Annotated in this window: 19 protein-coding genes and 1 tRNA gene; 3 read left to right on the top strand and 17 right to left on the bottom strand. The window is 56.8% G+C overall.

The genetic code is table 11. The features are described from left to right. Nucleotides 1–48: 48 nt before the first annotated feature. The gene (gene bsmA, locus ACGS9J_RS16815; protein ID WP_442232001.1) at nt 49–357 is read left to right on the top strand and encodes a biofilm peroxide resistance protein BsmA; all 309 of its coding nucleotides are present in this window, start codon (nt 49–51) and stop codon (nt 355–357) included. Nucleotides 358–479: 122 nt separating this feature from the next. Next, complete coding sequence (locus tag ACGS9J_RS16810) at nt 480–755, top strand: DUF1471 domain-containing protein (protein ID WP_442232000.1); 276 nt, start codon at nt 480–482, stop codon at nt 753–755. Here the strand turns inward: ACGS9J_RS16810 and ACGS9J_RS16805 are convergent. The 16 genes from ACGS9J_RS16805 to nnr form a co-directional block, all read right to left on the bottom strand. Then, complete coding sequence (locus ACGS9J_RS16805; RefSeq protein ID WP_099064471.1) at nt 752–1,150, bottom strand: DUF350 domain-containing protein; 399 nt, start codon at nt 1,148–1,150, stop codon at nt 752–754. The two genes, ACGS9J_RS16810 and ACGS9J_RS16805, sit on opposite strands and share 4 nt — an antisense overlap. A gap of 87 nt (nt 1,151–1,237) precedes the next feature. Then, complete coding sequence (locus tag ACGS9J_RS16800) at nt 1,238–2,866, bottom strand: isovaleryl-CoA dehydrogenase (RefSeq protein WP_442231999.1); 1,629 nt, start codon at nt 2,864–2,866, stop codon at nt 1,238–1,240. A 282-nt stretch (nt 2,867–3,148) separates the two neighbouring features. Beyond that, nucleotides 3,149–3,880 (bottom strand): 23S rRNA (guanosine(2251)-2'-O)-methyltransferase RlmB, encoded by a 732-nt coding sequence (gene rlmB / locus ACGS9J_RS16795; RefSeq protein WP_037422563.1) that lies wholly within the window; start codon nt 3,878–3,880, stop codon nt 3,149–3,151. 59 nt (nt 3,881–3,939) lie between these two features. Continuing rightward, nucleotides 3,940–6,429: a ribonuclease R gene (rnr, locus tag ACGS9J_RS16790; protein WP_442231998.1), complete on the bottom strand. Its 2,490-nt coding sequence runs from the start codon at nt 6,427–6,429 to the stop codon at nt 3,940–3,942. A gap of 59 nt (nt 6,430–6,488) precedes the next feature. After that, a complete protein-coding gene (gene nsrR, locus ACGS9J_RS16785; RefSeq protein WP_020824911.1) occupies nt 6,489–6,914 on the bottom strand; it encodes a nitric oxide-sensing transcriptional repressor NsrR in 426 nt (141 codons plus the stop codon). Between the two features lie 234 nt (nt 6,915–7,148). After that, nucleotides 7,149–8,447, bottom strand: coding sequence for an adenylosuccinate synthase (locus tag ACGS9J_RS16780; RefSeq protein ID WP_041415174.1), 1,299 nt, complete (start codon nt 8,445–8,447; stop codon nt 7,149–7,151). A gap of 97 nt (nt 8,448–8,544) precedes the next feature. Further along, nucleotides 8,545–8,745 carry a DUF2065 domain-containing protein gene (locus tag ACGS9J_RS16775; RefSeq protein WP_013811242.1) on the bottom strand — a complete coding sequence of 67 codons (201 nt, stop codon included), beginning with the start codon at nt 8,743–8,745 and terminating at the stop codon, nt 8,545–8,547. A 63-nt stretch (nt 8,746–8,808) separates the two neighbouring features. Continuing rightward, nucleotides 8,809–9,816, bottom strand: a complete 1,008-nt coding sequence (gene hflC, locus ACGS9J_RS16770; protein WP_442231997.1) for a protease modulator HflC — start codon at nt 9,814–9,816, stop codon at nt 8,809–8,811. A 3-nt stretch (nt 9,817–9,819) separates the two neighbouring features. Further along, nucleotides 9,820–11,079 carry an FtsH protease activity modulator HflK gene (gene hflK, locus ACGS9J_RS16765; protein WP_442231996.1) on the bottom strand — a complete coding sequence of 420 codons (1,260 nt, stop codon included), beginning with the start codon at nt 11,077–11,079 and terminating at the stop codon, nt 9,820–9,822. A 68-nt stretch (nt 11,080–11,147) separates the two neighbouring features. Beyond that, nucleotides 11,148–12,428: a ribosome rescue GTPase HflX gene (hflX, locus tag ACGS9J_RS16760; protein WP_442231995.1), complete on the bottom strand. Its 1,281-nt coding sequence runs from the start codon at nt 12,426–12,428 to the stop codon at nt 11,148–11,150. A gap of 95 nt (nt 12,429–12,523) precedes the next feature. Continuing rightward, nucleotides 12,524–12,832, bottom strand: a complete 309-nt coding sequence (hfq, locus tag ACGS9J_RS16755; protein WP_012004894.1) for an RNA chaperone Hfq — start codon at nt 12,830–12,832, stop codon at nt 12,524–12,526. A gap of 114 nt (nt 12,833–12,946) precedes the next feature. Then, nucleotides 12,947–13,888, bottom strand: coding sequence for a tRNA (adenosine(37)-N6)-dimethylallyltransferase MiaA (gene miaA / locus ACGS9J_RS16750; RefSeq protein ID WP_442231994.1), 942 nt, complete (start codon nt 13,886–13,888; stop codon nt 12,947–12,949). Then, complete coding sequence (gene mutL / locus ACGS9J_RS16745; protein ID WP_442231993.1) at nt 13,881–15,755, bottom strand: DNA mismatch repair endonuclease MutL; 1,875 nt, start codon at nt 15,753–15,755, stop codon at nt 13,881–13,883. Before mutL ends, miaA begins: the two co-directional genes overlap by 8 nt. A 22-nt stretch (nt 15,756–15,777) precedes the next feature. Then, nucleotides 15,778–17,583 carry an N-acetylmuramoyl-L-alanine amidase AmiB gene (gene amiB, locus ACGS9J_RS16740; protein ID WP_442231992.1) on the bottom strand — a complete coding sequence of 602 codons (1,806 nt, stop codon included), beginning with the start codon at nt 17,581–17,583 and terminating at the stop codon, nt 15,778–15,780. Nucleotides 17,584–17,590: 7 nt separating this feature from the next. Further along, nucleotides 17,591–18,061 carry a tRNA (adenosine(37)-N6)-threonylcarbamoyltransferase complex ATPase subunit type 1 TsaE gene (gene tsaE / locus ACGS9J_RS16735; protein WP_442231991.1) on the bottom strand — a complete coding sequence of 157 codons (471 nt, stop codon included), beginning with the start codon at nt 18,059–18,061 and terminating at the stop codon, nt 17,591–17,593. Nucleotides 18,062–18,074: 13 nt separating this feature from the next. Continuing rightward, a complete protein-coding gene (gene nnr, locus ACGS9J_RS16730) occupies nt 18,075–19,586 on the bottom strand; it encodes a bifunctional ADP-dependent NAD(P)H-hydrate dehydratase/NAD(P)H-hydrate epimerase (protein ID WP_442231990.1) in 1,512 nt (503 codons plus the stop codon). On the opposite strand from nnr, the gene queG reads away from it, so the two are divergent. Next, nucleotides 19,585–20,724 (top strand): tRNA epoxyqueuosine(34) reductase QueG, encoded by a 1,140-nt coding sequence (gene queG / locus ACGS9J_RS16725; protein ID WP_442231989.1) that lies wholly within the window; start codon nt 19,585–19,587, stop codon nt 20,722–20,724. The genes nnr and queG overlap by 2 nt on opposite strands. Before the next feature lie 298 nt (nt 20,725–21,022). Here the strand turns inward: queG and ACGS9J_RS16720 are convergent. Beyond that, a tRNA-Gly gene (locus tag ACGS9J_RS16720) sits at nt 21,023–21,098 on the bottom strand.

The following is a 21,098-nucleotide window of genomic DNA, read 5'->3' as shown; positions in this document are numbered from 1 at the left end:
TATAATGGGTTACACTGAAATCACGCTATCCGCTTTCCCGAGGTGTCTATGAAAATGTCCCGCCTGCTGCTGCCTCTGATGCTGGTCACGCTGCTGAGCGCCTGTGGCATGATGACCACAACACCAAAAGCGCCGCCGCCCCCCACCGGCCAGGCGCAAGAGATCACCCGGGCACAAACCGGTAGTCTGGAGAAAATAGGCACCACCAGCGCCCTGGTTCGCGGCAGCCCGATGGATGTGGAAGCGGAAATTCAGCAGAAAGCCAATGCCAGCGGCGCGCGCTATTACATGATCATCATGAACAGCGAAACCGTGGTTCCCGGCCAGTGGTACTCGCAGGCGATCCTGTATCGGTAAACGCTAGAGTTTTAATAAGATTTACATTGGCTTTGCACAGACTGAAGTTGGATAGCGCACACTGGCAAACAGCGCGCCGCAGCCTGCGGACGTGAATCCAGGATCCGACGAAGGGGAACGCCATGACACGCTCCGCCGCACTCACCGCCCTCCTGCTTTCCATGGGATTTCTCAGCGCCAGCGCCCAGTCCGCTGAGCTGGCCCCCGCGGACCGCGTTACGCCGCTCAGCGAAATTGCGCAAATCACCCTCAATGATCTCCCCGGCTCACCGCAGGATGTGGAGCAATTGATCGCCCGCAAGGCGGATGAGCATGGGGCAAGCTATTACCGTATTCTGCGTATGGAAGAACAGGCGCATCAGCCCGGCTGGCGCGCCTCGGCAATTCTTTATCTTTAGTAGGTCATGCAGGCCGCATTCAGGACGCCGCCGCTGATTGAGACGCCGCCAAGGAAGATCCCGGCTGCCACGTGATTGGCCTCAATCTTGTCGCTGATGCGCGGCATATAGATTTTCACCGCTGCAAACAGCAGTAACTGCACCACCAGCGCCACCACACCCCATAACAGGTAGTCCAGCAGGCTGACTGAGTTGATCGCCGCACTGGCCAGCGGGATCACATACCCCAGGCAGGCACCGACGAATCCGAAAGCGGCGGACTGATTGTCGGCCTTGATCAACGCCCATTCGTCATGCGGCGTAATGCGGGTATAGACGAACAAAAACACCAGAACCATGGCAAAGCCACTGAAGAAATAAGAGGCGAATGCCGCCAACGCGCTGAGAATATCCATGTCATGTTTCCTGGTCAGAGGTCAGTATCCCTTACGGGCCAAGTGCTGAATTAAAAAGCTTTTTCTGCTGCGGCGCCACCGTTTTCCCTAACCGCCCATCGCGCGGGTAAACAGCGTTTCACACAGTCGATCCGGCAATGCCCGCTCACCACGGGCGTCGAGCATCATTTGACACCAGGCTTGCGCCAACGGCGGTGAACTGTAACGCAGAAGCTGCGCCGCCGCGAACAGATTAAATAATGCGCCGGTGACCGCACGCCCTTGCTCTTCCTGGGGTTTGCGCATCAACTGGAGCAACCGTCGCCATTGGTGATCATAATGGCGGTTCTGCCCCCTCACCTCACCGAGCTCATGCTCCAGAGCCTCCTGCACCGCCGGCAGCTTGCCCCAGGCCCGCATCACGTCCAGACACATAATATTGCCGGAGCCTTCCCAGATGCTGTTTACCGGCATTTCACGGTACAGCCGCGGCAACTCGCTCTCTTCGCAATAACCGATACCGCCCAGAGCCTCCATGGCTTCACCGATAAAAGGAATGCCTTGCCGACAGACTTCAAACTTCGCCGCGGGAGTGATCACCCGACACAATGCCTGCTCCAGGGGTGTCCCGCCGCTGTCGTAAGTACGCGCCAGCCGCATCAGGGCCGCCGTCTGCCCCTCCAGCCGCAATGCCATCCTCGCCAGCACCTGGCGCATCATCGGTTGTTCAATCAGCGTTTTGCCAAACGCCTGCCGTTGCAAAGCATGGTACAGCGCTACCGACAACCCGCGACGCATTAAACCGTGGCTACCCAGCGCACAATCAAAGCGCGTCAGACCGCCCATTTTAAGGATATGCCTTACGCCATCCCCCTCCTCGCCCACCAACCAGGCTGCAGCATCCTGGAACTCTACCTCGCTGCTGGCATTGGACCTATTGCCCAACTTATCCTTCAGCCGTTCCAACCGTATGGCATTGCGCGTGCCGTCCGGCAATATTCGCGGCAGAAAGAAGCAGGACAGACCGCCCTCTGCCTGTGCCAGCACCAGGTGCGCATCGCTCTGCGGCACCGAGAAGAACCACTTGTGACCAACCAGCCGGTAGGCCTCCCCCGCCCCCCTGGCCCCCAGCGGGGCGGCGGTGGTGGTATTGCTCAGCACATCAGAGCCGCCCTGCTTTTCGGTCATTCCCATACCGATCAGCAAACCGCGCTTTTGCCCGCCGGGCAACGAATGCGCGTCGTAACGGTCGGAAAGTAGCGGCGTCAGCCAAGACTGAAATTCCGCAGGCAGCGAACGTTGCAGCAAGGGAATCGCGCCAAAGGTCATGGTCACCGGGCACAGGGTGCCGGCCTCGACCTGGGCATGTAACACAAAACGCGCGGCCCGAGCCACGAAGGAGCCGATACGGGCATCCTCCTGCCACGGCAGGTTGTGCACCCGGTTGGCTATCAACCCTTGCATCAGGATATGCCAGGCGGGGTGGAAGCGGACGTCATCCAGCCGCTGGCCGGTGGCATCGTAGCGCAGCAGTTCCGGTGGGTTGGCGTTGGCCAGCCGCCCCAGTTCCAGCGATTCCTGAGTGCCCAACTGTTGGCCCAATGAAGCCAGCACGTCAGCATCCCAACCGGCTTGTTCGCGCTGAATGGCTTCATGCAACGGCGTATCGGACAGGAACAGATTACTGTTACCCAGCGGCTTCGGCTGATTAAAAACGGTGTGCGTATTCCAGACCATTGGCTTGCTCCCTGATAAAAGCGTCAGGAGTAATTATGGTCGTCAGGGGGATTTCTGCCGCAGGCGAGATCACAAGGTAGGTATTGAGAAAGGAATAAGGGCACAAAACTTTGTGCCCTTTAGTCTGATGACAAACACCCGAAAAACGTGGTTTTCGGATGTTTGGGGTAAATCAAAAGATATAATCCTTTGTTTTTATTAACCCTCAGATCGGGACTTTTAACCGCAAAGGACTTTGTCAGCAATCTGAAGGGCACAAAACTTTGTGCCCTTACGGATAAATCAACTGCGTTGACGCACCGCTTCAAACAGGCAGATGCCGGTCGCCACCGAAACGTTCAGTGAAGAAACCGTACCGGCCATCGGGATGCTGATCAACTCGTCGCAGTGCTCGCGAGTCAGACGACGCATGCCTTCACCCTCCGCCCCCATCACCAGCGCCATTGGGCCGGTCATTTTGCTCTGGAACAGAGTGTGGTCGGCTTCACCGGCAGTCCCCACGACCCAGACGTTCATCTCCTGCAGCAAACGCAGGGTGCGCGCCAGGTTGGTGACGCGAATCAACGGCACGTTTTCCGCCGCGCCGCAGGCCACTTTCTTGGCGGTGGCGTTCAACTGGGCAGAACGATCGCGCGGGACGATCACCGCGTGCACACCGGCCGCATCGGCGCTGCGCAAGCAGGCACCGAGGTTATGCGGGTCGGTCACACCGTCCAGTACCAGCAGGAACGGGGTATCCACGCTTTCCAGCAACGCCGGCAGGTCATTTTCCTGATACTGACGCCCTTCGCGCACCCGGGCAATGATCCCCTGATGCACTGCGCCCTCGACCTTGTCATCCAGCCACTGGCGGTTCGCCACCTGGATAACAATGCCGGTCGCTTCCAGCTCGGCAATCAACGGCTGCAGCCGGCGATCGTCGCGCCCTTTAAGGATAAACACTTCCAGGAAGCGTTGCGGATCGTTGTCTAACAGGGCTTTGACGGCATGAATGCCGTAAATAATTTCGCTCATGATGCTCTTTTAACTGTGCGGCTGGCAAACGCCAGCCGGTGATAATGACGTGTGGCAGGTTAAGCCTGCTCAGCACCTTTCTTCTTGCCGGCGCGCTTGGCCTTGGTCGCCGCCGCTATTTTCCGGGTTTTGTCGGACACTTTCTTGGCTTTCGCCTTTTTGTCGTTCTTCACCTTGTCAGCGGGCTTGGCCTCATCTTTTTTACGGAAGGCGCTGTCAGGCTCAAAATTGGCCGGCGGTTTGCCGCCACGGCGTTTACGCGGCGACGAGGTACGGCCTGCGCCGGCACCGTCACGCAAGGTACGTTGGCCGCCTTTCTTGGCGCGATCGCGTTCGGTTTTGCCTTCACCGCGCGGTTTGCGGGTGCTGGAAACCAGAGCGAAATCAATTTTACGCTCATCCATATGCACCGCTTCAACGCGGATCTCTACCGTATCACCCAGGCGATAAACTACGCCGGAGGATTCGCCAATCAAACGCTGGCCGATATTATCGTAGCGATAATAATCATTATCCAGCGATGATACGTGCACCAGACCGTCGATAAACAGATCGTTGAGGCGGACGAAGAAACCGAAGCCGGTCACACTGGCAATGATACCGCTGAACACTTCACCGACGTGATCCTGCATAAAGTCGCATTTCAACCAATCTGCGACGTTACGCGTCGCTTCATCGGCGCGACGCTCAGCCATCGAACAGTGTTCGCCCAACTGCAGCATTTCTTCGAACTCGCTGTGCCAGCCACCGGTCGGCGTCCAGCGCTCTTTCGGTTCGCCGTGCTCTTTGGCCAGTTGGTACTTGATGGCGCGGTGCATCGCCAGATCCGGGTAACGGCGGATGGGTGAGGTGAAGTGGCCATATGAAGCCAGCGCCAGACCAAAGTGACCGCGGTTTTCCGGATCGTAGACTGCCTGCTTCATCGACCGCAACAGCATGGTTTGCAGCATTTCATGGTCAGGACGTTCGGACACTTCATCCATCAAGGTGGCGTAGTCCTTCGGCTGCGGCTTATTGCCGCCGCCCAGCGTCAGGCCCAATTCGCCCAATACGCTGCGCAGTGCGCTGATGTGATCGTCGCTTGGACGATCGTGCACGCGGAACAGTGCCGGCTCGTTATTCTTCTCGACAAAGCGCGCCGCGGCGACGTTCGCCATGATCATGCACTCTTCGATCAGCTTGTGAGCGTCGTTACGTACCGTAGGTTCGACACGCTCAATACGACGCTCGGCGTTGAAGATAAACTTGGCTTCTTCGGTTTCGAAGGCAATGCCGCCACGCTCTGCACGCGCCTGATCCAGCACCTTGTACATCGTATGCAGTTCTTCCAGGTGCTTGACCAGTGGGTGATAATGCTCACGCAGCTCCTGATCGCCCTGCAAGATGTGCCAGACTTTGTTGTAGGTCAAACGGGCATGAGAACTCATTACCGCTTCGTAGAATTTGGCCGTCGACAGGCGCCCCTGGGCGGAGATGGTCATCTCACACACCATACACAGGCGATCAACCTGCGGATTCAGTGAGCACAGACCGTTGGACAACACTTCCGGCAGCATCGGGATAACCTCCGACGGGAAGTATACCGAGGTAGCACGGTTACGGGCTTCGTCATCCAGCGCAGTACGCGGGCGCACGTAGTAGCTGACGTCGGCAATGGCCACCCACAGGCGCCAGCCACCGCCGCGTTTTTTCTCGCAGTAAACCGCATCATCGAAATCGCGCGCATCTTCACCGTCAATGGTCACCAGCGGTAACTGGCGCAGATCGACACGGCCTTTCTTGGCGGCTTCAGGGACCTGTTCGCTGAGATCGGCAACCTGTTTTTCCACCTGTGGTGGCCAGACATGTGGGATCTCATGGGTGCGCAGAGCGATATCTACCGCCATGCTGGTGCCCATTTTATCACCGAGGATCTCGACAATTTTGCCAACTGCCTTGGTGCGACGGGTCGGGCGCTGGGTTAGCTCAACCACCACCATAAAGCCCATGCGCGCACCGCTGGCGGCCTCGGCCGGGATCAGGATATCAAAGCTCAGGCGGCTGTCGTCCGGCACCACGAAGCCGGTACCGGCGTCCATAAAGAAGCGGCCGACGATTTGGCTGGTTTTCGGCACCAGCACACGGACGATACGCGCTTCACGGCGGCCCTTGCGGTCTGCGGCCATTGCCTGTGCCAACACCACATCTCCGTGGATCGCCATTTTCATCTGCTCGGCAGACAGATACAGGTCGTCTTTGCTGCCTTCAATACGCAGGAAGCCAAAGCCATCGCGGTGGCCGATAACGGTGCCGCGCAGCAGGTCCAGACGTTCCGGCAACGCGTAGCACTGGCGGCGGGTAAAGATCAATTGGCCGTCACGCTCCATCGCACGCAGACGACGGCGCAACGCTTCTAACGGTTCTTCGCCGGTTAAATTCAGCTCTTTGGCCAGCTCTTCGCGGCTGGCCGGCGTTTCTCTTTTCGCCAAATGGGCCAAAATAAATTCACGGCTCGGAATGGGGGATTCATATTTTTCTGCTTCTCGTTCCAGGAATGGATCTTGTGACATTGCGGTTCCTCCGTTGTCATCAGCAGGGTGCCGCTGAGCCTTGTCTTCTCAGCGACGCTTTATTCGACAAGCAATAGCTTGTAGAGCGATGGATTGTCTTCAACCATATCGGCCAGCGTGTGGTTATCCAGCTCTTCAAGGAAATTCTGTACGCCCTGTTGGAGCACCTGCTTCAGGCGGCAGGCAGGGGTTATGTGGCAAAAAGTACTGCTGCAATTAACCAATGAGAGCGGCTCTAACGCCCTGACCACGTCGCCAAGGCGAATGGTTTCGGCCGGTTTGCCCAAACGGATGCCGCCGTTCTTGCCGCGCACTGCGGTGACAAACCCAACCCGGCTTAACTGATTGATGATCTTTACCATATGGTTTCTGGACACGCCGTAGACCTCGGTGACTTCCGAGATGCTGGTCATTTTGTCCGGTGGCAGCGAGGCCATGTAGATCAACGCCCGCAGGCCATAATCAGTAAAACTTGTTAACTGCACATCTACCTCTGGGTATCATTTTACCCGTCTGATACGCCGATTTTCGGCATTATTCAAAAGATTACTTATTGGATAATAAACCAGCCAGAGAGTTCGCCGCTAATTATTTAGCGCATGCCGGGCTCTGGGACAGGGTAAAGAAAGGATTTTGGGACGTGAAACCGCAATCGGGGAGAATCAGGATAAAAACAAACCGGGACATCGCCCGGTTTGTTTTATTGCAGCAAAGCCAGATTATGCGTCGAACGGGTCGCGCAGGATCATGGTTTCGCTACGGTCTGGACCAGTAGAGATAATGTCTACCGGTACGCCGGTCAGTTCTTCAATGCGTTTGATGTAGTCCAGCGCTGCCTGTGGCAGTTTGCTGTGTTCTTTCACGCCAAAAGTAGTGTCGCTCCAGCCTGGCATGCTTTCGTAGATTGGCTCGATACCTTCCCAACCTTCAGCCGCCAGCGGAGTGGTGGTCATTTCGCGGCCATCTGGCATGCGGTAGCCCACGCAGATCTTCACTTCTTTCAAGCCATCCAGCACGTCCAACTTGGTCAGGCAGAAGCCGGACAGGGAGTTGATCTGCACGGCGCGGCGAACCGCTACGGCGTCCAGCCAGCCGGTGCGACGACGACGACCCGTAGTGGCGCCGAACTCGTTACCCTGTTTGCACAGGTATTCGCCGGTTTCGTCGAACAGTTCAGTTGGGAATGGACCAGCACCCACGCGGGTGGAGTAGGCTTTAACGATACCCAGCACATAATCCACGTAACGCGGACCAATACCTGAACCGGTAGCAACGCCGCCAGCAGTGGTATTGGAAGAGGTTACGTACGGATAGGTACCGTGGTCGATATCCAGCAGGGTACCCTGTGCGCCTTCAAACATGATCAGATCGCCACGCTTGCGCGCGCCGTCCAGCAGTTCGGACACGTCAACCACCATTGCAGTCAGGATATCGGCGATAGACAGCACGTAATCCAGAGTCGCCTGGTAATCAACGGCTTCGACTTTGTAGTAGTTAACCAACTGGAAGTTATGATAATCAACAATTTCCTTCAGCTTAACGGCGAAGGTTTCTTTGTTGAACAGGTCGCTAACGCGCAGACCGCGACGAGCAACTTTATCTTCGTAGGCCGGGCCGATACCGCGACCGGTGGTGCCGATAGCTTTCGCGCCACGTGCTTTCTCACGCGCGTTATCCAGCGCAACGTGGTAAGGCAGGATCAGCGGACAGGCTTCAGACAGTAACAGACGTTCGCGTACCGGGATGCCGCGCGCTTCGAGTTCACCCATTTCTTTCATCAATGCGTCTGGCGCCAGAACTACACCGTTGCCGATGATGCTGGTCACGTTTTCACGCAGAATGCCTGAAGGAATTAAATGAAGGACGGTTTTTTCACCGTTAATTACCAGAGTATGGCCAGCGTTATGACCACCTTGATAGCGCACTACATATTGAGCCCGTTCGGTCAGCAGGTCTACGACCTTGCCCTTACCTTCGTCACCCCATTGAGTGCCCAGTACGACGACGTTCTTACCCATTTTAAAAATCACCGGTTGCTTAAAAATGGATTCTACCACCGTAATTCGTGAGTTTCAGCACTTTTAGCGCTGAGTTGCGTATTTTTTAGGCTAAACTTTAAACCCCCGTACGGCTACGCAACATGTAGTAGATCACACAGCCCGCAACCACTATTCCGCCGCCAAATCGCCGTAACGTAGCGTCGGGCAACTGGGTCATCGCCAGTATCATTTTCCGCCAGGCCTGCGGAAACAGCATCGGCCCCAGCCCTTCCAGCACCAAAACCAGCCCTAACGCCAGCCAGATCGTTGAATTCATCAGAGACTCCCAAAAAGAAAGGGCCCGCGTTTAAACGGGCCCTCTATCATTTACCTGTCGTGATTATTTGCGCGTGGAATCAGGCGACTTCATGTAGCGGAAGAAATCGCTGTCCGGGCTCAGAACCATCACGTCCTGGTTATTGCTGCTGAAGCTGGTTTCGTAAGCACGCAGGCTACGGATAAAGGCGTAGAAGTCCGGATCCTGGCTGAATGCGTTAGCAAACAGTTTGGCCGCTTCGGCATCGCCGTCACCGCGGGTGATACGTGCAGTACGCTCGGCTTCCGCCAGGGTACGAGTCACTTCGTAGTCTGCAGTAGCGCGCAGCTTCTCAGCTTCTTCCTGACCCTGTGAACGGTGACGACGGGCTACCGCTTCACGCTCGGCACGCATACGCTGGTAAATCGCATCAGACACTTCCGCCGGCAGGTTGATCTGCTTGATACGCACGTCGATCACTTCAATACCCAACGCCGCCATGCTGTTCGGGTTAACCTTCGGCAAGCTGCCGGTGGTTTCCTTCTCAACACGCGCCGCTGCGGAAGCGATAGCGTCATCGGCTTCGGTGGTCGCCACTTCTTGATCATCACCCACGGTACCGGTGTTCAATGCATCACGCACGTCAGACATCAGCTTACCGCGCGAGTCGGTCACGATGTCTTTCACATCCAGACGACCAATCTCGGAACGCAGACGGTCACTGAATTTACGTTTCAGCAGCACTTCGGCCTGTGAAACATCACCGCCGCCGGTGGCCAGATAGTAACGGCTGAAATCGCTGATACGCCATTTCAGGTAAGAGTCGACAATCAGGTCTTTCTTCTCGCTGGTCACGAAGCGGTCGGCCTGGTTGTCCATCGTCTGGATACGTGCATCCAGCGTTTTCACTGATTCAATAAACGGGATCTTGAAGTGCAGGCCCGGCGCATACACCAGCGGTTTGTTGTCGCTGTCACGCAGTACCTTGCCAAAGCGCAGCACGATGCCGCGCTGACCTTCCTGAACCACGAACAAAGAAGCGTATAACGCCACCAGCACCGCGAGGACGATTACTACAAAAGACTTACGCATTGATTACTCTCTCCCTACGCGAGTGGTGTCGTCACGCTGCGCATTCGCCCGGCGCTGGTCCATGACCGAGCCGCTGCTGGTGCGCTGGCTGCTGGAGCTAGCACCGCTGTTGGCAGACGGAGCGGGGTTGAGACGAATCAGGCTGGTGTCTTTATTGCCGTCAGCCGCCGCGCCGGTTTGACCACGCAGCATTTGATCCAGCGGCAACACCATCAGATTGTTGCCTTTGTCATTCACCAACACCTTACGGGTGTGGCTCAGGACTTTTTCCATGGTTTCGATATACAGACGTTCACGGGTAATTTGCGGTGCCGATTTGTATTCCGGCAACAGCTTGGCAAAGCGTGCAACCTCACCCTGAGCTTCCAGGACGGTACGGTCTTTATACGCTTTGGCATCTTCCAGCAGACGCTGCGCCTGGCCGTTAGCACGAGGCTGAACTTCGTTGGCGTAAGCTTCCGCTTCACGGATGTACTGCTGCTCGTTCTCACGTGCGGCAATGGCATCATCAAATGCGGCTTTTACCTCTTCCGGCGGACGAGCAGCCTGGAAGTTGACGTCCAGCAGCGTGATACCCATGTTGTACGGACGGATGGTCTCTTCCAGTACGCGTTGAGTATCGCTACGCACGATGGTACGACCTTCGGTCAGGATCTTGTCCATGGTGTACTTGCCGATAACGCCACGCAGAGCACTATCAGTAGCCTGGCTCAGGCTGTCGTCGGCATTGGTCACGCTGAACAGATACGCTTCCGGGTTGGTCACGCGGTACTGCACGTTCATTTCTACGCGCACTACGTTCTCATCGGAGGTCAGCATCACGCCAGAGGCCGCCAATTCACGAACCGATTCGACGTTGACCGGACGCACTTCATCGATGAAGGTCGGCTTCCAGTTCAGGCCTGGTTGCACCAGGTGGCTGAACTTGCCAAAACGGGTGACAACACCGCGTTCAGCTTCTTTGATGGTGTAGAAGCCGCTGGCGGCCCAAATCACCACTACCGCAACCGCGGCAATGCCGACAATGCGACCGCTAAGGCCCGGACCAGAAGTGCCGGTGCCGCCACTGTTATTGCTGTTGGAGCCTTTGCCCCCGCCCAAGCCGCTCAGTTTCTTGCTCAGCTTGCGGAAGATATCGTCCAAATCAGGTGGTCCTTGATCACGACCGCCTTTGTTATTACCGCCAGAGTTGCCGCCATTGTTATTGCTGCTCCCCCACGGGTCGCGGTCCTGTCCGTTATTACCGGGCTGATTCCACGCCATGTTTTAGCTCCATATTCTGTGATTGGGTACTTCAGGCTTACGCGAAGCTCAAATGTAACAGGATATGATCATACTATAAAGTTAATCAGTTCCTGTTCCTGTTTGCAGAGGCGACGCCATTCGACGATAGGCATACGTACCACCACGCCAATGCTGCCGTCTTCTTCGTTCCACTCTTTCTCAATTGCCTGAAGCTGGTAAAAACGGCTACGAAGACGGCCTGCCTCTGGCGGTAAGCGCAGCTCATAATGCGCGATTTCCCCCGATAAGCGCTCCGTCAACGCCTGATACAGCAACGGGATACCTTCACCGCTGGCGGCGGACAGCCACACCCGGATCGGTAAGTTTTCATCGTTGCGGTCGATACGCGGGACAAAATCATCCAGCATATCTATTTTGTTCATCACTAAAAGTGTAGGGATCTCATCCGATTCAATCTCTGCCAGCACGGTATTGACCGCTTCAATGTTTTCATCGACGCGAGTATCTGCGGCGTCGATGATATGTAGCAGCAAAGATGCCTGACGCGTTTCCTGCAGCGTTGCCTTAAAGGCGGCCACCAGATCGTGCGGCAGGTGCCGGATAAAGCCTACGGTATCCGCCAACACGGTATCGCCCACATCGGCCACGTCAATACGCCGCAGGGTGGGATCCAGGGTGGCAAATAGCTGGTCTGCCGCATACACATCGGCGGACGTAATTCGGTTAAACAGGGTGGATTTGCCGGCGTTGGTATAGCCCACCAGCGATACGGTTGGCACTTCAGCACGGGTACGCGCACGTCGGCCCTGTTCACGCTGCTTAGCTACCCGCTCCAGGCGGCGTAAAATCAAGCTAATGCGATCGCGCAACAGACGACGGTCGGTCTCTAACTGGGTTTCCCCTGGCCCGCGCAGGCCAATCCCCCCTTTTTGACGCTCAAGGTGAGTCCAGCCACGGACCAACCGTGTGGCGATGTGACGCAACTGCGCCAGCTCTACCTGCAGCTTACCTTCGTGGGTACGGGCACGCTGGGCAAAGATGTCTAAAATCAACCCGGTGCGATCGATCACCCGGCATTCGCACAGGCGCTCAAGATTTCTCTCCTGCGCTGCGGAAAGGGAGTGATCAAACAGGACAACAGATGCGCCACTGGCTTTCACCGCGTCTGCAATTTCTTCGGCCTTTCCTTCACCGACAAAGTACTTGGGATGCGGGGCTTTGCGGCTACCAGTCACCACTTGCAAAGCTTCGACACCCGCAGAGGACACCAGGGATTCGAACTCACTGAGATCTTCTGTATCTTTGTCTTGCGAGAAATAGATATGAACCAGGACGGCCTGCTCACCGGCTTCATAACGGTCAAACAAGCGTGCAACCTCTCAAACGGGAACCCGTGAGTTTGGGGGACATAAACAGCCCACGGCTGCTTATGCTCCCCGTCATGGTTGACTCGCAACGCGCTTTATTCAGCGTCATCGCTTTCCTGCTGCGGCTGTTGCGGCGCAGACGGATTGTTACCATGGTGATAGTTACTGGTGCCGCCGCTCGGGGTATTGCTATGGTGCGAAACCGGGCGTGACGGAACAACGGTAGAGATAGCGTGCTTATAAACCATCTGGCTCACCGTGTTTTTCAACAGGATGACAAACTGGTCAAAAGACTCAATCTGGCCTTGCAGCTTAATACCATTCACCAAATAAATAGAAACCGGAACACGTTCACGACGCAATGCGTTCAGGAACGGATCTTGCAAAGATTGCCCCTTAGCCATTCTATCTTTTCCTTATTTGCTTGTTGTTTTTAACTAAGAACCTGTCGGCTCTAAAATAAACGACCTAAAAAATTTGCGCGCTGAATACTCATCAATTGTACACAATCACTCGACCTATGCACTAACAACCTGTATTACCGAGTCCAAAGCCTCTCCCGGCTTCTCGCTGTCCAGCCAATGTACCGAGTCCCAGCCTCGTAACCAGGTCATTTGGCGCTTGGCCAACTGACGCGTTGCGCAAATACCACGATAAACCATCTCATCGTAACTAATCTCGCCAGATAAATATGACCACATCTGGCGATAACCGACACAGCGAATGGCAGGCAAATCCGTATGCAAATCACCCCGTGCAAAAAGTGCACGCGCTTCCGTCTCAAAACCCGCCGCCAACATTTGATGGTACCGCAGCTCGATGCGTTGATGGATCAACTCACGGCTGGTCGGCGCTATCGCAAATTGGTGAACATGATACGGCAACGATTCACCCGAAATTTTAGTCAGTTCCGTTAAAGTTTTACCCGAAATAAAAAAAACTTCCAGTGCTCTGGACAGTCTCTGCGGATCATTAGGATGAATTCTCAATGCCGCAACCGGGTCAATCTCTTGTAACTGACGGTGTAAAACGTCCCAACCCTGCTCCGCCGCCTGCTTCTCTATACGCTCACGCACCGCCGGATCGGCGGGCGGCAGCGGCGATAATCCTTCCAGCAACGCTTTGAAATAGAGCATGGTGCCCCCCACCAGCAGCGGGATACGCCCGGCGGCGGTAATGGCGGCCATCTCTTTCAGGGCATCGGCGCGAAAATCCGCTGCAGAGTAAGCTTCGGCGGGATCGCGAATATCAATCAGCCGGTGCGGCGCCAGCGCCAGTTCTTCAGCGCTCGGTTTGGCCGTGCCGATATCCATGCCGCGATAAATCAGCGCAGAGTCCACGCTGATCAGTTCCACAGGCAGACGTTCGCGCAGCGCAATCGCCAACGCGGTTTTGCCCGAGGCGGTCGGCCCCATGATAAAAATAGCCGGGGGACGTGGTGTCATTTCAGTTTCAATCATGCGTAAGGGCTGCCAGTGCAGCCTGTAAATCAACAGGTTGTAAAAGTCCGCTCGGTGGTGATTTGACCAGCTGCGGGCAAAGTCGTTCAACGTCGGTCAGCAATTGTATCGCTTGCGAGGTGTTCCACTGTTCATGTTCACTGCCCAAGTGGCGGGCGAACCAGGTGGCTAACACCGAGGGCGACATCTCCTGATGCTCGGCCAGATAGCCTAACAGTTCAGGTATCAGTTTTTGTAAATTTTGTTGGCGTAATGGTAAAGGTACTGCGCGCAGCGTCACACGCCCATGATCTGTCTGCAGATCCAACCCCATTTTGACCAGCAGCGGCTGATGACGCACGCAGGCGGCCGCTTCTGCTTTGTTCAATGTCAGTTTGATCGGGATCAGCAGCGGCTGTGGCCGCAGGCCTTCCTCAGACGGGTTGAGCTGCGCCTGACGCAGCCAGCGTTCGGCCACCGGCAGGTTAAGCAACATCAACTGCTGGCGGCGTTCAATCAATGCGAAACAAGGCGGGTGGATCATCAGCACCCGGCCAAAACTGTGCTGGCTGCCGGCCAACGGCGTTTCCTGCTCCGTTTTTACCGGTGGGAACAGCGGTTGTCTCGGCGTTTCTTGCGGTGGCTCAACCGCCGTAGCGGCCTGCATCAGCTTGCCGTACAACTCACCTTCACGCTTTTGATAGCCATTACCCGCCTGATAGGCCGGTTGCGGCGCACGTTCGCGCGCCACGCCAGACTCGGTCGAAGGCGATTCGCGACGCGGTGCCGGCTGTGAGAAATGGTTGCCGCCGGCGGCGACGCGGTTCTCTGGCTGCCAGGTTGGCGCTGGCGGTTGATCCGGCTCATCGTCCAGCGGCAGCGGTGCATTGCCAACCTGCTGCAGCACGGTGGTTACCGCCTGATAGATAAAGTCGTGCACCAGACGCGCCTGATGAAAACGCACCTCATGCTTGGCCGGATGAACATTCACGTCCACCTGATGCGGATCGACCTCGAGATACAGCACGTAAGCGGGCTGCTGATCGTCTTTCAGTTGATCCTGATAGGCCTGACGGATGGCATGGTTGATCAGACGATCGCGCATCATGCGGCTATTGACGTAGCAATACTGCATCTCGCCCAATTGGCGTGCACCGGCAGGGTCAGCGACCCAGCCGCGAATGGTCAGATCGCCGTGCTGCCAGGAGATGTTCAGCGCATGCTGCAAAAAAGCCGGGCCGCAAATGCTGCCCAGGCGGCGTTCATGCTGGCTTTCGTCTTTCGCTGCGCGATATTGACGGATCAGCTTGCCATTGTGGCTGAGGTTGATCGCCACATCGAAACGCGCCAGCGCAATGCGCCGTACCACTTCATCGATATGGCCGAATTCGGTTTTCTCGGTGCGCATGAATTTGCGCCGCGCCGGGGTGTTGTAGAACAGATCCAGCACTTCCAGCGTGCTGCCTATCGGGTGTGCCGCAGGCTTGATCGTCACCGCCTGATCGCGGCCTTCAGCGTAGGCCTGCCAGGCTTCGGTTTGTTCTGCGGTACGCGAGGTGAGGGTCAAACGGGAAACCGAGCTGATGCTGGCCAGTGCCTCGCCGCGAAAACCCAGGCTGACTATGGCTTCCAAATCATCGAGAGTGCTGATTTTACTGGTGGCGTGACGGGCCAGCGCCAGTGCCAGATCATCCTTGCCGATGCCGCAGCCATTATCACGGATGCGGATCAGCTTGGCACCGCCGCGTTCGATATCAATATCAATGCGTGTCGCACCGGCATCCAGACTGTTTTCCACCAGTTCTTTTACCACTGACGCGGGCCGTTCGACCACTTCACCGGCGGCAATCTGGTTGGCAAGCTGGGGCGGTAACACCTGGATGGGCATGCTGACTCCTGTAATGTGGGCGCTAGGCCTGCGGAATGGTCAGCGTCCGATCCAGCGGCGCGACGTCCGACTTCAGTTTATTCACGCGTTTCAGGTCACTGACGCTGACACCATAACGGGTAGCAATAGATGACAAGGTATCACCGCGGGTCACTTTGTGCCTGGACGGCTTCTGCACGCTGGGTTTCGCCTTGGCAACCGTGCTGACTGCAGCGGCGGTTTTACCCGCCGGCACTTTAAGGCGCTGACCGACCCACACGCCATCTTTCTTCAGCTTGTTCAGGTTACGCAACGCCGCCATGGTGGTGCCGTAACTGTCGGCAATGCCGGAAAGCGTTTCGGCTCGCTTCACCACGTGGATCTGCGTTTTACCGCTAATGCGGCTGCTGCCGGCCGAACTGACGACCGGAGCAGGCTGACTGACGTCTTGTGTTGAGGAGTTAACCGCCGCTGCGACGTCCAGCGGTCGGTTTTCCACCTTTGGGTCGGCTTGTAGCGGATGCGCCAGGAAATAACTGCGCAGGCCGTTGTGGATCGCCCTGGCAATTTTCTCCTGATATGCGCTACTGCCGAGCAGCCGCTCCTCCGTGCTATTACTGATAAATCCTGTTTCCACCAGCAATGATGGAATGTCCGGCGAACGCAGCACGCCAAGGCTGGCGTGTTCCGGACGACGTTTATGCAATGAACCGACGCTCTGCAACTGCTGCAAGACTTTTACCGCGACGTCGTAACCCACGCGTTGCGAGTGACCAAACTGCAGATCCAGCACCGCCTGACTCAGGTAAGGGTCCGCTTGGCTGTTAGCCAGCAAATCACCCGCTCCGCCCAGTAATTCAGACTGTTTCTCATGCTGTTCCAGCCAGCCCGCCATCTCACTGTTGGCACGACGGTTGGACAGCACCCAAACCGAGGCCCCGTTGGCGCTGCGGTTAGGTGCAGCGTCAGCGTGAATGGAGACCAGCACGTTGGCACCCTGCTTGCGCGCCACGTCAGAACGGCCCATCACCGAAATGAAGTAGTCGCCGTTGCGCGTCAACACCGGTTTGAACTGTGGATCGGCATCCAGCAACGCCTGCAGGCGACGAGCGATGGCGATAGTGACATTTTTCTCTTTCAGGCCGTTCGGCCCGATCGCACCGGGATCCTGCCCGCCGTGACCGGCATCAATCGCCACCACCACCCGATCGCCGGAACCGGCGGAAACGCGACTACTGCGTGGAGTAATCTCCGATGCCGTGCCCGCCACCACCGTGGGTTTATTGGTGAAAGGATTGGAACCACTCGGCGCGGTACGCACCGGCGCAGGAGCGGGTTCAGGTTCACTCACCACCACCGGCGCTTTGCGTGTCGGCGGGTTCACGACCACAGGTGCCGGTGCCGGCGTTGGGGCTTTACGCACCACATTCGTGCTAGCGCTGCCCTCGGCGGCAATGGTGAACACCACGGTATAGACGCTGCCGTTCTGGCGCGTGGCCACCCGGGTCTTCGCACGTTGGGTCAGGTCAAACACCAACCGCACGCTCTGGGCATCTTTCGGTGCACTGGAGCGAATGCTTTTCACCAGGTTCTGACCGCTGAAATTCAACGGTAAACCGCCCACCTTACCTTTCTGGTTTACGTCCAGCACCACACGATCCGGACCGTGCAGCGGGAAGAAGGCATAATCTGGCGGGCCATTGAAGCTCACCGATACCGTAGCTTCGCGCTGGGCATTGGTGACTTTAATATCAGACAGTGACGATGCCGCCAGCGCACTGGCCGCACCCAAAGGCCCCAATACGGCGATCAGGGCGATAACAAGTAGTTTTCTCAACGCATACGTCATTGCGGCGTCATTCCTGTGGCCCGTGAATACGGTCTAAAAGCTGGCTGCCGTAGGCAGAAACCGCCTGAATTTTTGCTTCTCGCCCCTGATCCTGATAGCTGAGATGCAGCTCCAAATCCGGTTCCTGCAAGACGCCGGTCCCCTGCTGCGGCCATTCCACCAGGCAAATGGCATCCTGCGCAAAATAATCGCGAATGCCCATAAATTCGAGTTCTTCCGGATCGGCCAAGCGATACAGATCAAAGTGATATACCGCCAGCGGCTGCAGCGCATAAGGCTCCACCAGCGTATAAGTTGGGCTTTTAACGTTGCCCTGGTGGCCCAATGCCTGCAGGAAACCACGGCTGAAGGTGGTTTTACCGGCACCCAGGTCACCGTAAAGATAAATTACGCTGGCGCGATCGCACGCCTTAGCCAAGGCGGCACCCAATGCGACAGTCGCTGCCTCATCCGGCAGAGGTAAAACGAGTTCTTTCATTCGATAGTTTCTATTATGCCAACTCAGGATTAACGTAATAAGGGATTTCCGGCAATAAGTCGCTCGCCAGCATCCCCCTTATTCCTTGTCTTGCCGCCACGCGATCGGCGGCTGCGCCATGCACCACGCACCCGGCACAGGCTGCATCATACAGTGAGAGCTTTTGCCCCAGCAAACCACCAATGATACCCGACAGGACATCGCCCATGCCGCCGGTGGCCATACCGGCGTTGCCGACGTCGGCGATCGCCATCTGGCCTTGCTCATCGGCAATCAGCGTGCCGGCACCTTTCAGCACGGCCACGCCGCCGTAATGCGCCACCAGGTTACGCACTGCAAGTAAGCGGTCACTCTCAATCTCGGCGGTACGGCAGCCCAGCAGGCGTGCCGCCTCCCCCGGATGCGGGGTAATCACACGATTCTGACGCTTCTCGGGATTTAATGCCAGTAAGTTCAGCGCATCGGCGTCCCATAACGCCGGTTTATCACTGGCTTGCAATATTTTCAGCGCATTCCTACCCCATTCGCCCTGGCCCAGCCCCGGGCCGACAACCAGGACATCCGCCCAGTCGAGCGCCTGCAGCAGCGCCTCGTCACTCAACGGCCGTACCATCAGCTCAGGTCTGGCGGTCAGCAAGGGTCCAACATGCTCAATGTGAGTAAGTACTCGCACTAGTCCAGCACCGCTGCGCAATGTGGCCTCCGCCGCCATACGTATCGCACCGCCAAAGCCGTGATCGCCGCCCACCAGCAGCAAACGCCCCTGTTCACCTTTATGCGAGCAGGGACGACGCGGTTTCAGCCACTGAGACAGCGATTCGGCAGTAACCCGCTGAATCTGCGTCGGTTGCTTCGCCAGCCAACCCGATAATCCTAGCGTACTCTGGTGAAGTTGCCCGATCCAATCACGGGCCTGACCGGTCAACAGGCCCGGTTTAAGCGCGATAAACGTCACCGTGTGCGTAGCGCGGATGACCGCTCCAGGCGCCGCGCCGCTTTCAGCCAACAGACCAGAGGGTATGTCGAGGGCGATAACCGGCGCAGAATTGCGGTTAACTGCTTCAATCTGGGCGTCGTACGGCGCCCGCGGCGCGCTGCTCAACCCGGTGCCGAGCAAGCCGTCGATGATCAGATCGATACCTTCCGGCCAACGGCTGTCAGCCGAATGAATTTCACCGCCGCCCGCCAGCCATGCCTGTTTGGCGGCGGCCGCTTCTGGGGGCAGTGGACGCGTGCCTTCACAGGCAATCAGGCTGACTTTGACGCCGGTCTCCGCGGCTAACCGGGCGACAACGTAACCGTCACCGCCGTTATTGCCATGGCCGCACAGCACCAGCCAGTGGTGGGCAGCAGGGTATTGGTCGCGCGCCAGGGTGTAAGCCGCCTCACCGGCGCGTTGCATCAGTTGATAGAGTGAAATGCCCTGCGAGGCGGCGGCGGTCGTTTCTGCGCGCCGGATCCAGTCCGCAGACCAGACAGAGTGTGGTAAACTGTCAGAGTATCGTTTTTCACTGTGGCCCGTCATGACTCACCCCCTCGATCTCAATCAACTCGCCCAACATATCAAGCAATGGGGGCAATCGCTAGGATTCCAGCAGGTAGGCATCTGCGACACCGATCTGAGCGCGGAAGAGCCCAAACTGCAGGCTTGGCTGGACAAACAATACCACGGTGAAATGGAGTGGATGGCCCGCCATGGCATGCTGCGCGCCCGGCCACACGAGCTGTTGCCCGGCACGCTACGCGTGATCAGCGTACGTATGAACTACCTGCCGGCCAAAGCGGCCTTCGCCAGCACGCTAAACAATCCACAGTTAGGCTATGTCAGCCGTTATGCGCTGGGACGGGACTATCACAAACTGCTGCGCCAGCGGCTGAAAAAACTCGGCGATCAGATCCAGGCCTACTGCGGCGAACTTAATTTCCGCCCCTTTGTCGACTCCGCACCGGTAATGGAACGTGCACTGGCCTCCAAGGCCGGGATTGGCTGGGTTGGTAAACACTCACTTATTTTAAATCGTGAAGCCGGCTCCTGGTTCTTCCTCGGCGAACTGCTGATCGACCTGCCGCTGCCGGTGGATCAGCCACAGCAGGAACAGTGCGGCCGTTGCGTCGCCTGTATCACCACTTGCCCAACCGGGGCCATCGTCGCCCCCTACACCGTGGACGCACGCCGCTGCATCTCCTATCTGACGATTGAGTTGGAAGGCGCGATCCCCGAAGAATTTCGGCCTCTCTTGGGCAACCGTATTTACGGTTGTGACGATTGCCAGCTTATCTGCCCGTGGAATCGCTTCTCGCAACTTACCGACGAAGATGATTTCAGCCCACGCGCCGCGCTGCATGCGCCGCAACTGATAGAGCTCTTTGGCTGGACGGAGGAGAAATTTCTGCGCATCACCGAAGGCTCTGCCATCCGGCGAATCGGCCATTTACGCTGGCTGCGCAATATCGCCGTGGCGCTGGGCAATGCCCCTTATCAGGATGCGGCAGTGATGGCGCTACGCTCCCGATTGGAACAGGACGCCATGCTGGACGAACATATCCACTGGGCGCTGGAGCAACAGTTGGCGCGGCGTGAGGCGCAAGGTATAGAAGTGCAGACGACGCAGAAAAAACGATTGATACGGGCTGTGGAAAAAGGATTACCGAGGGATGCCTAAAATCTTTCATCCAGGCCGTACAGTCACTCTGTGGATTTGTGCATAAAAATAAAAACACTTTGTCTTTCAACTGCAACAAAAAGAGCAAGTGATCGGCATAACGTTTTTCGATAAATAAATATGCTTACGAATCAATGCAATAAATATTTCATTTGTGTGGCGTTGATTTTTTGAGCAGGTGGTATTATGTACGCGACCTGTGGATAAGTCTGTTCACAACATTTCGACAGGGTATGTATAACGGGGCAAAGAACCGCGCCGATAAAGGCGTTGGACTGAGTTAAAACGAAGAGAAAATTGGAGCGGGAAACGAGACTCGAACTCGCGACCCCGACCTTGGCAAGGTCGTGCTCTACCAACTGAGCTATTCCCGC

This window comes from Serratia quinivorans, assembly GCF_052113645.1.
GTDB lineage: Bacteria > Pseudomonadota > Gammaproteobacteria > Enterobacterales > Enterobacteriaceae > Serratia > Serratia quinivorans_B.
The sequence above is the reverse complement of the archived record's forward strand: the minus strand, read 5'-3'. Positions and strand labels throughout refer to the sequence as shown.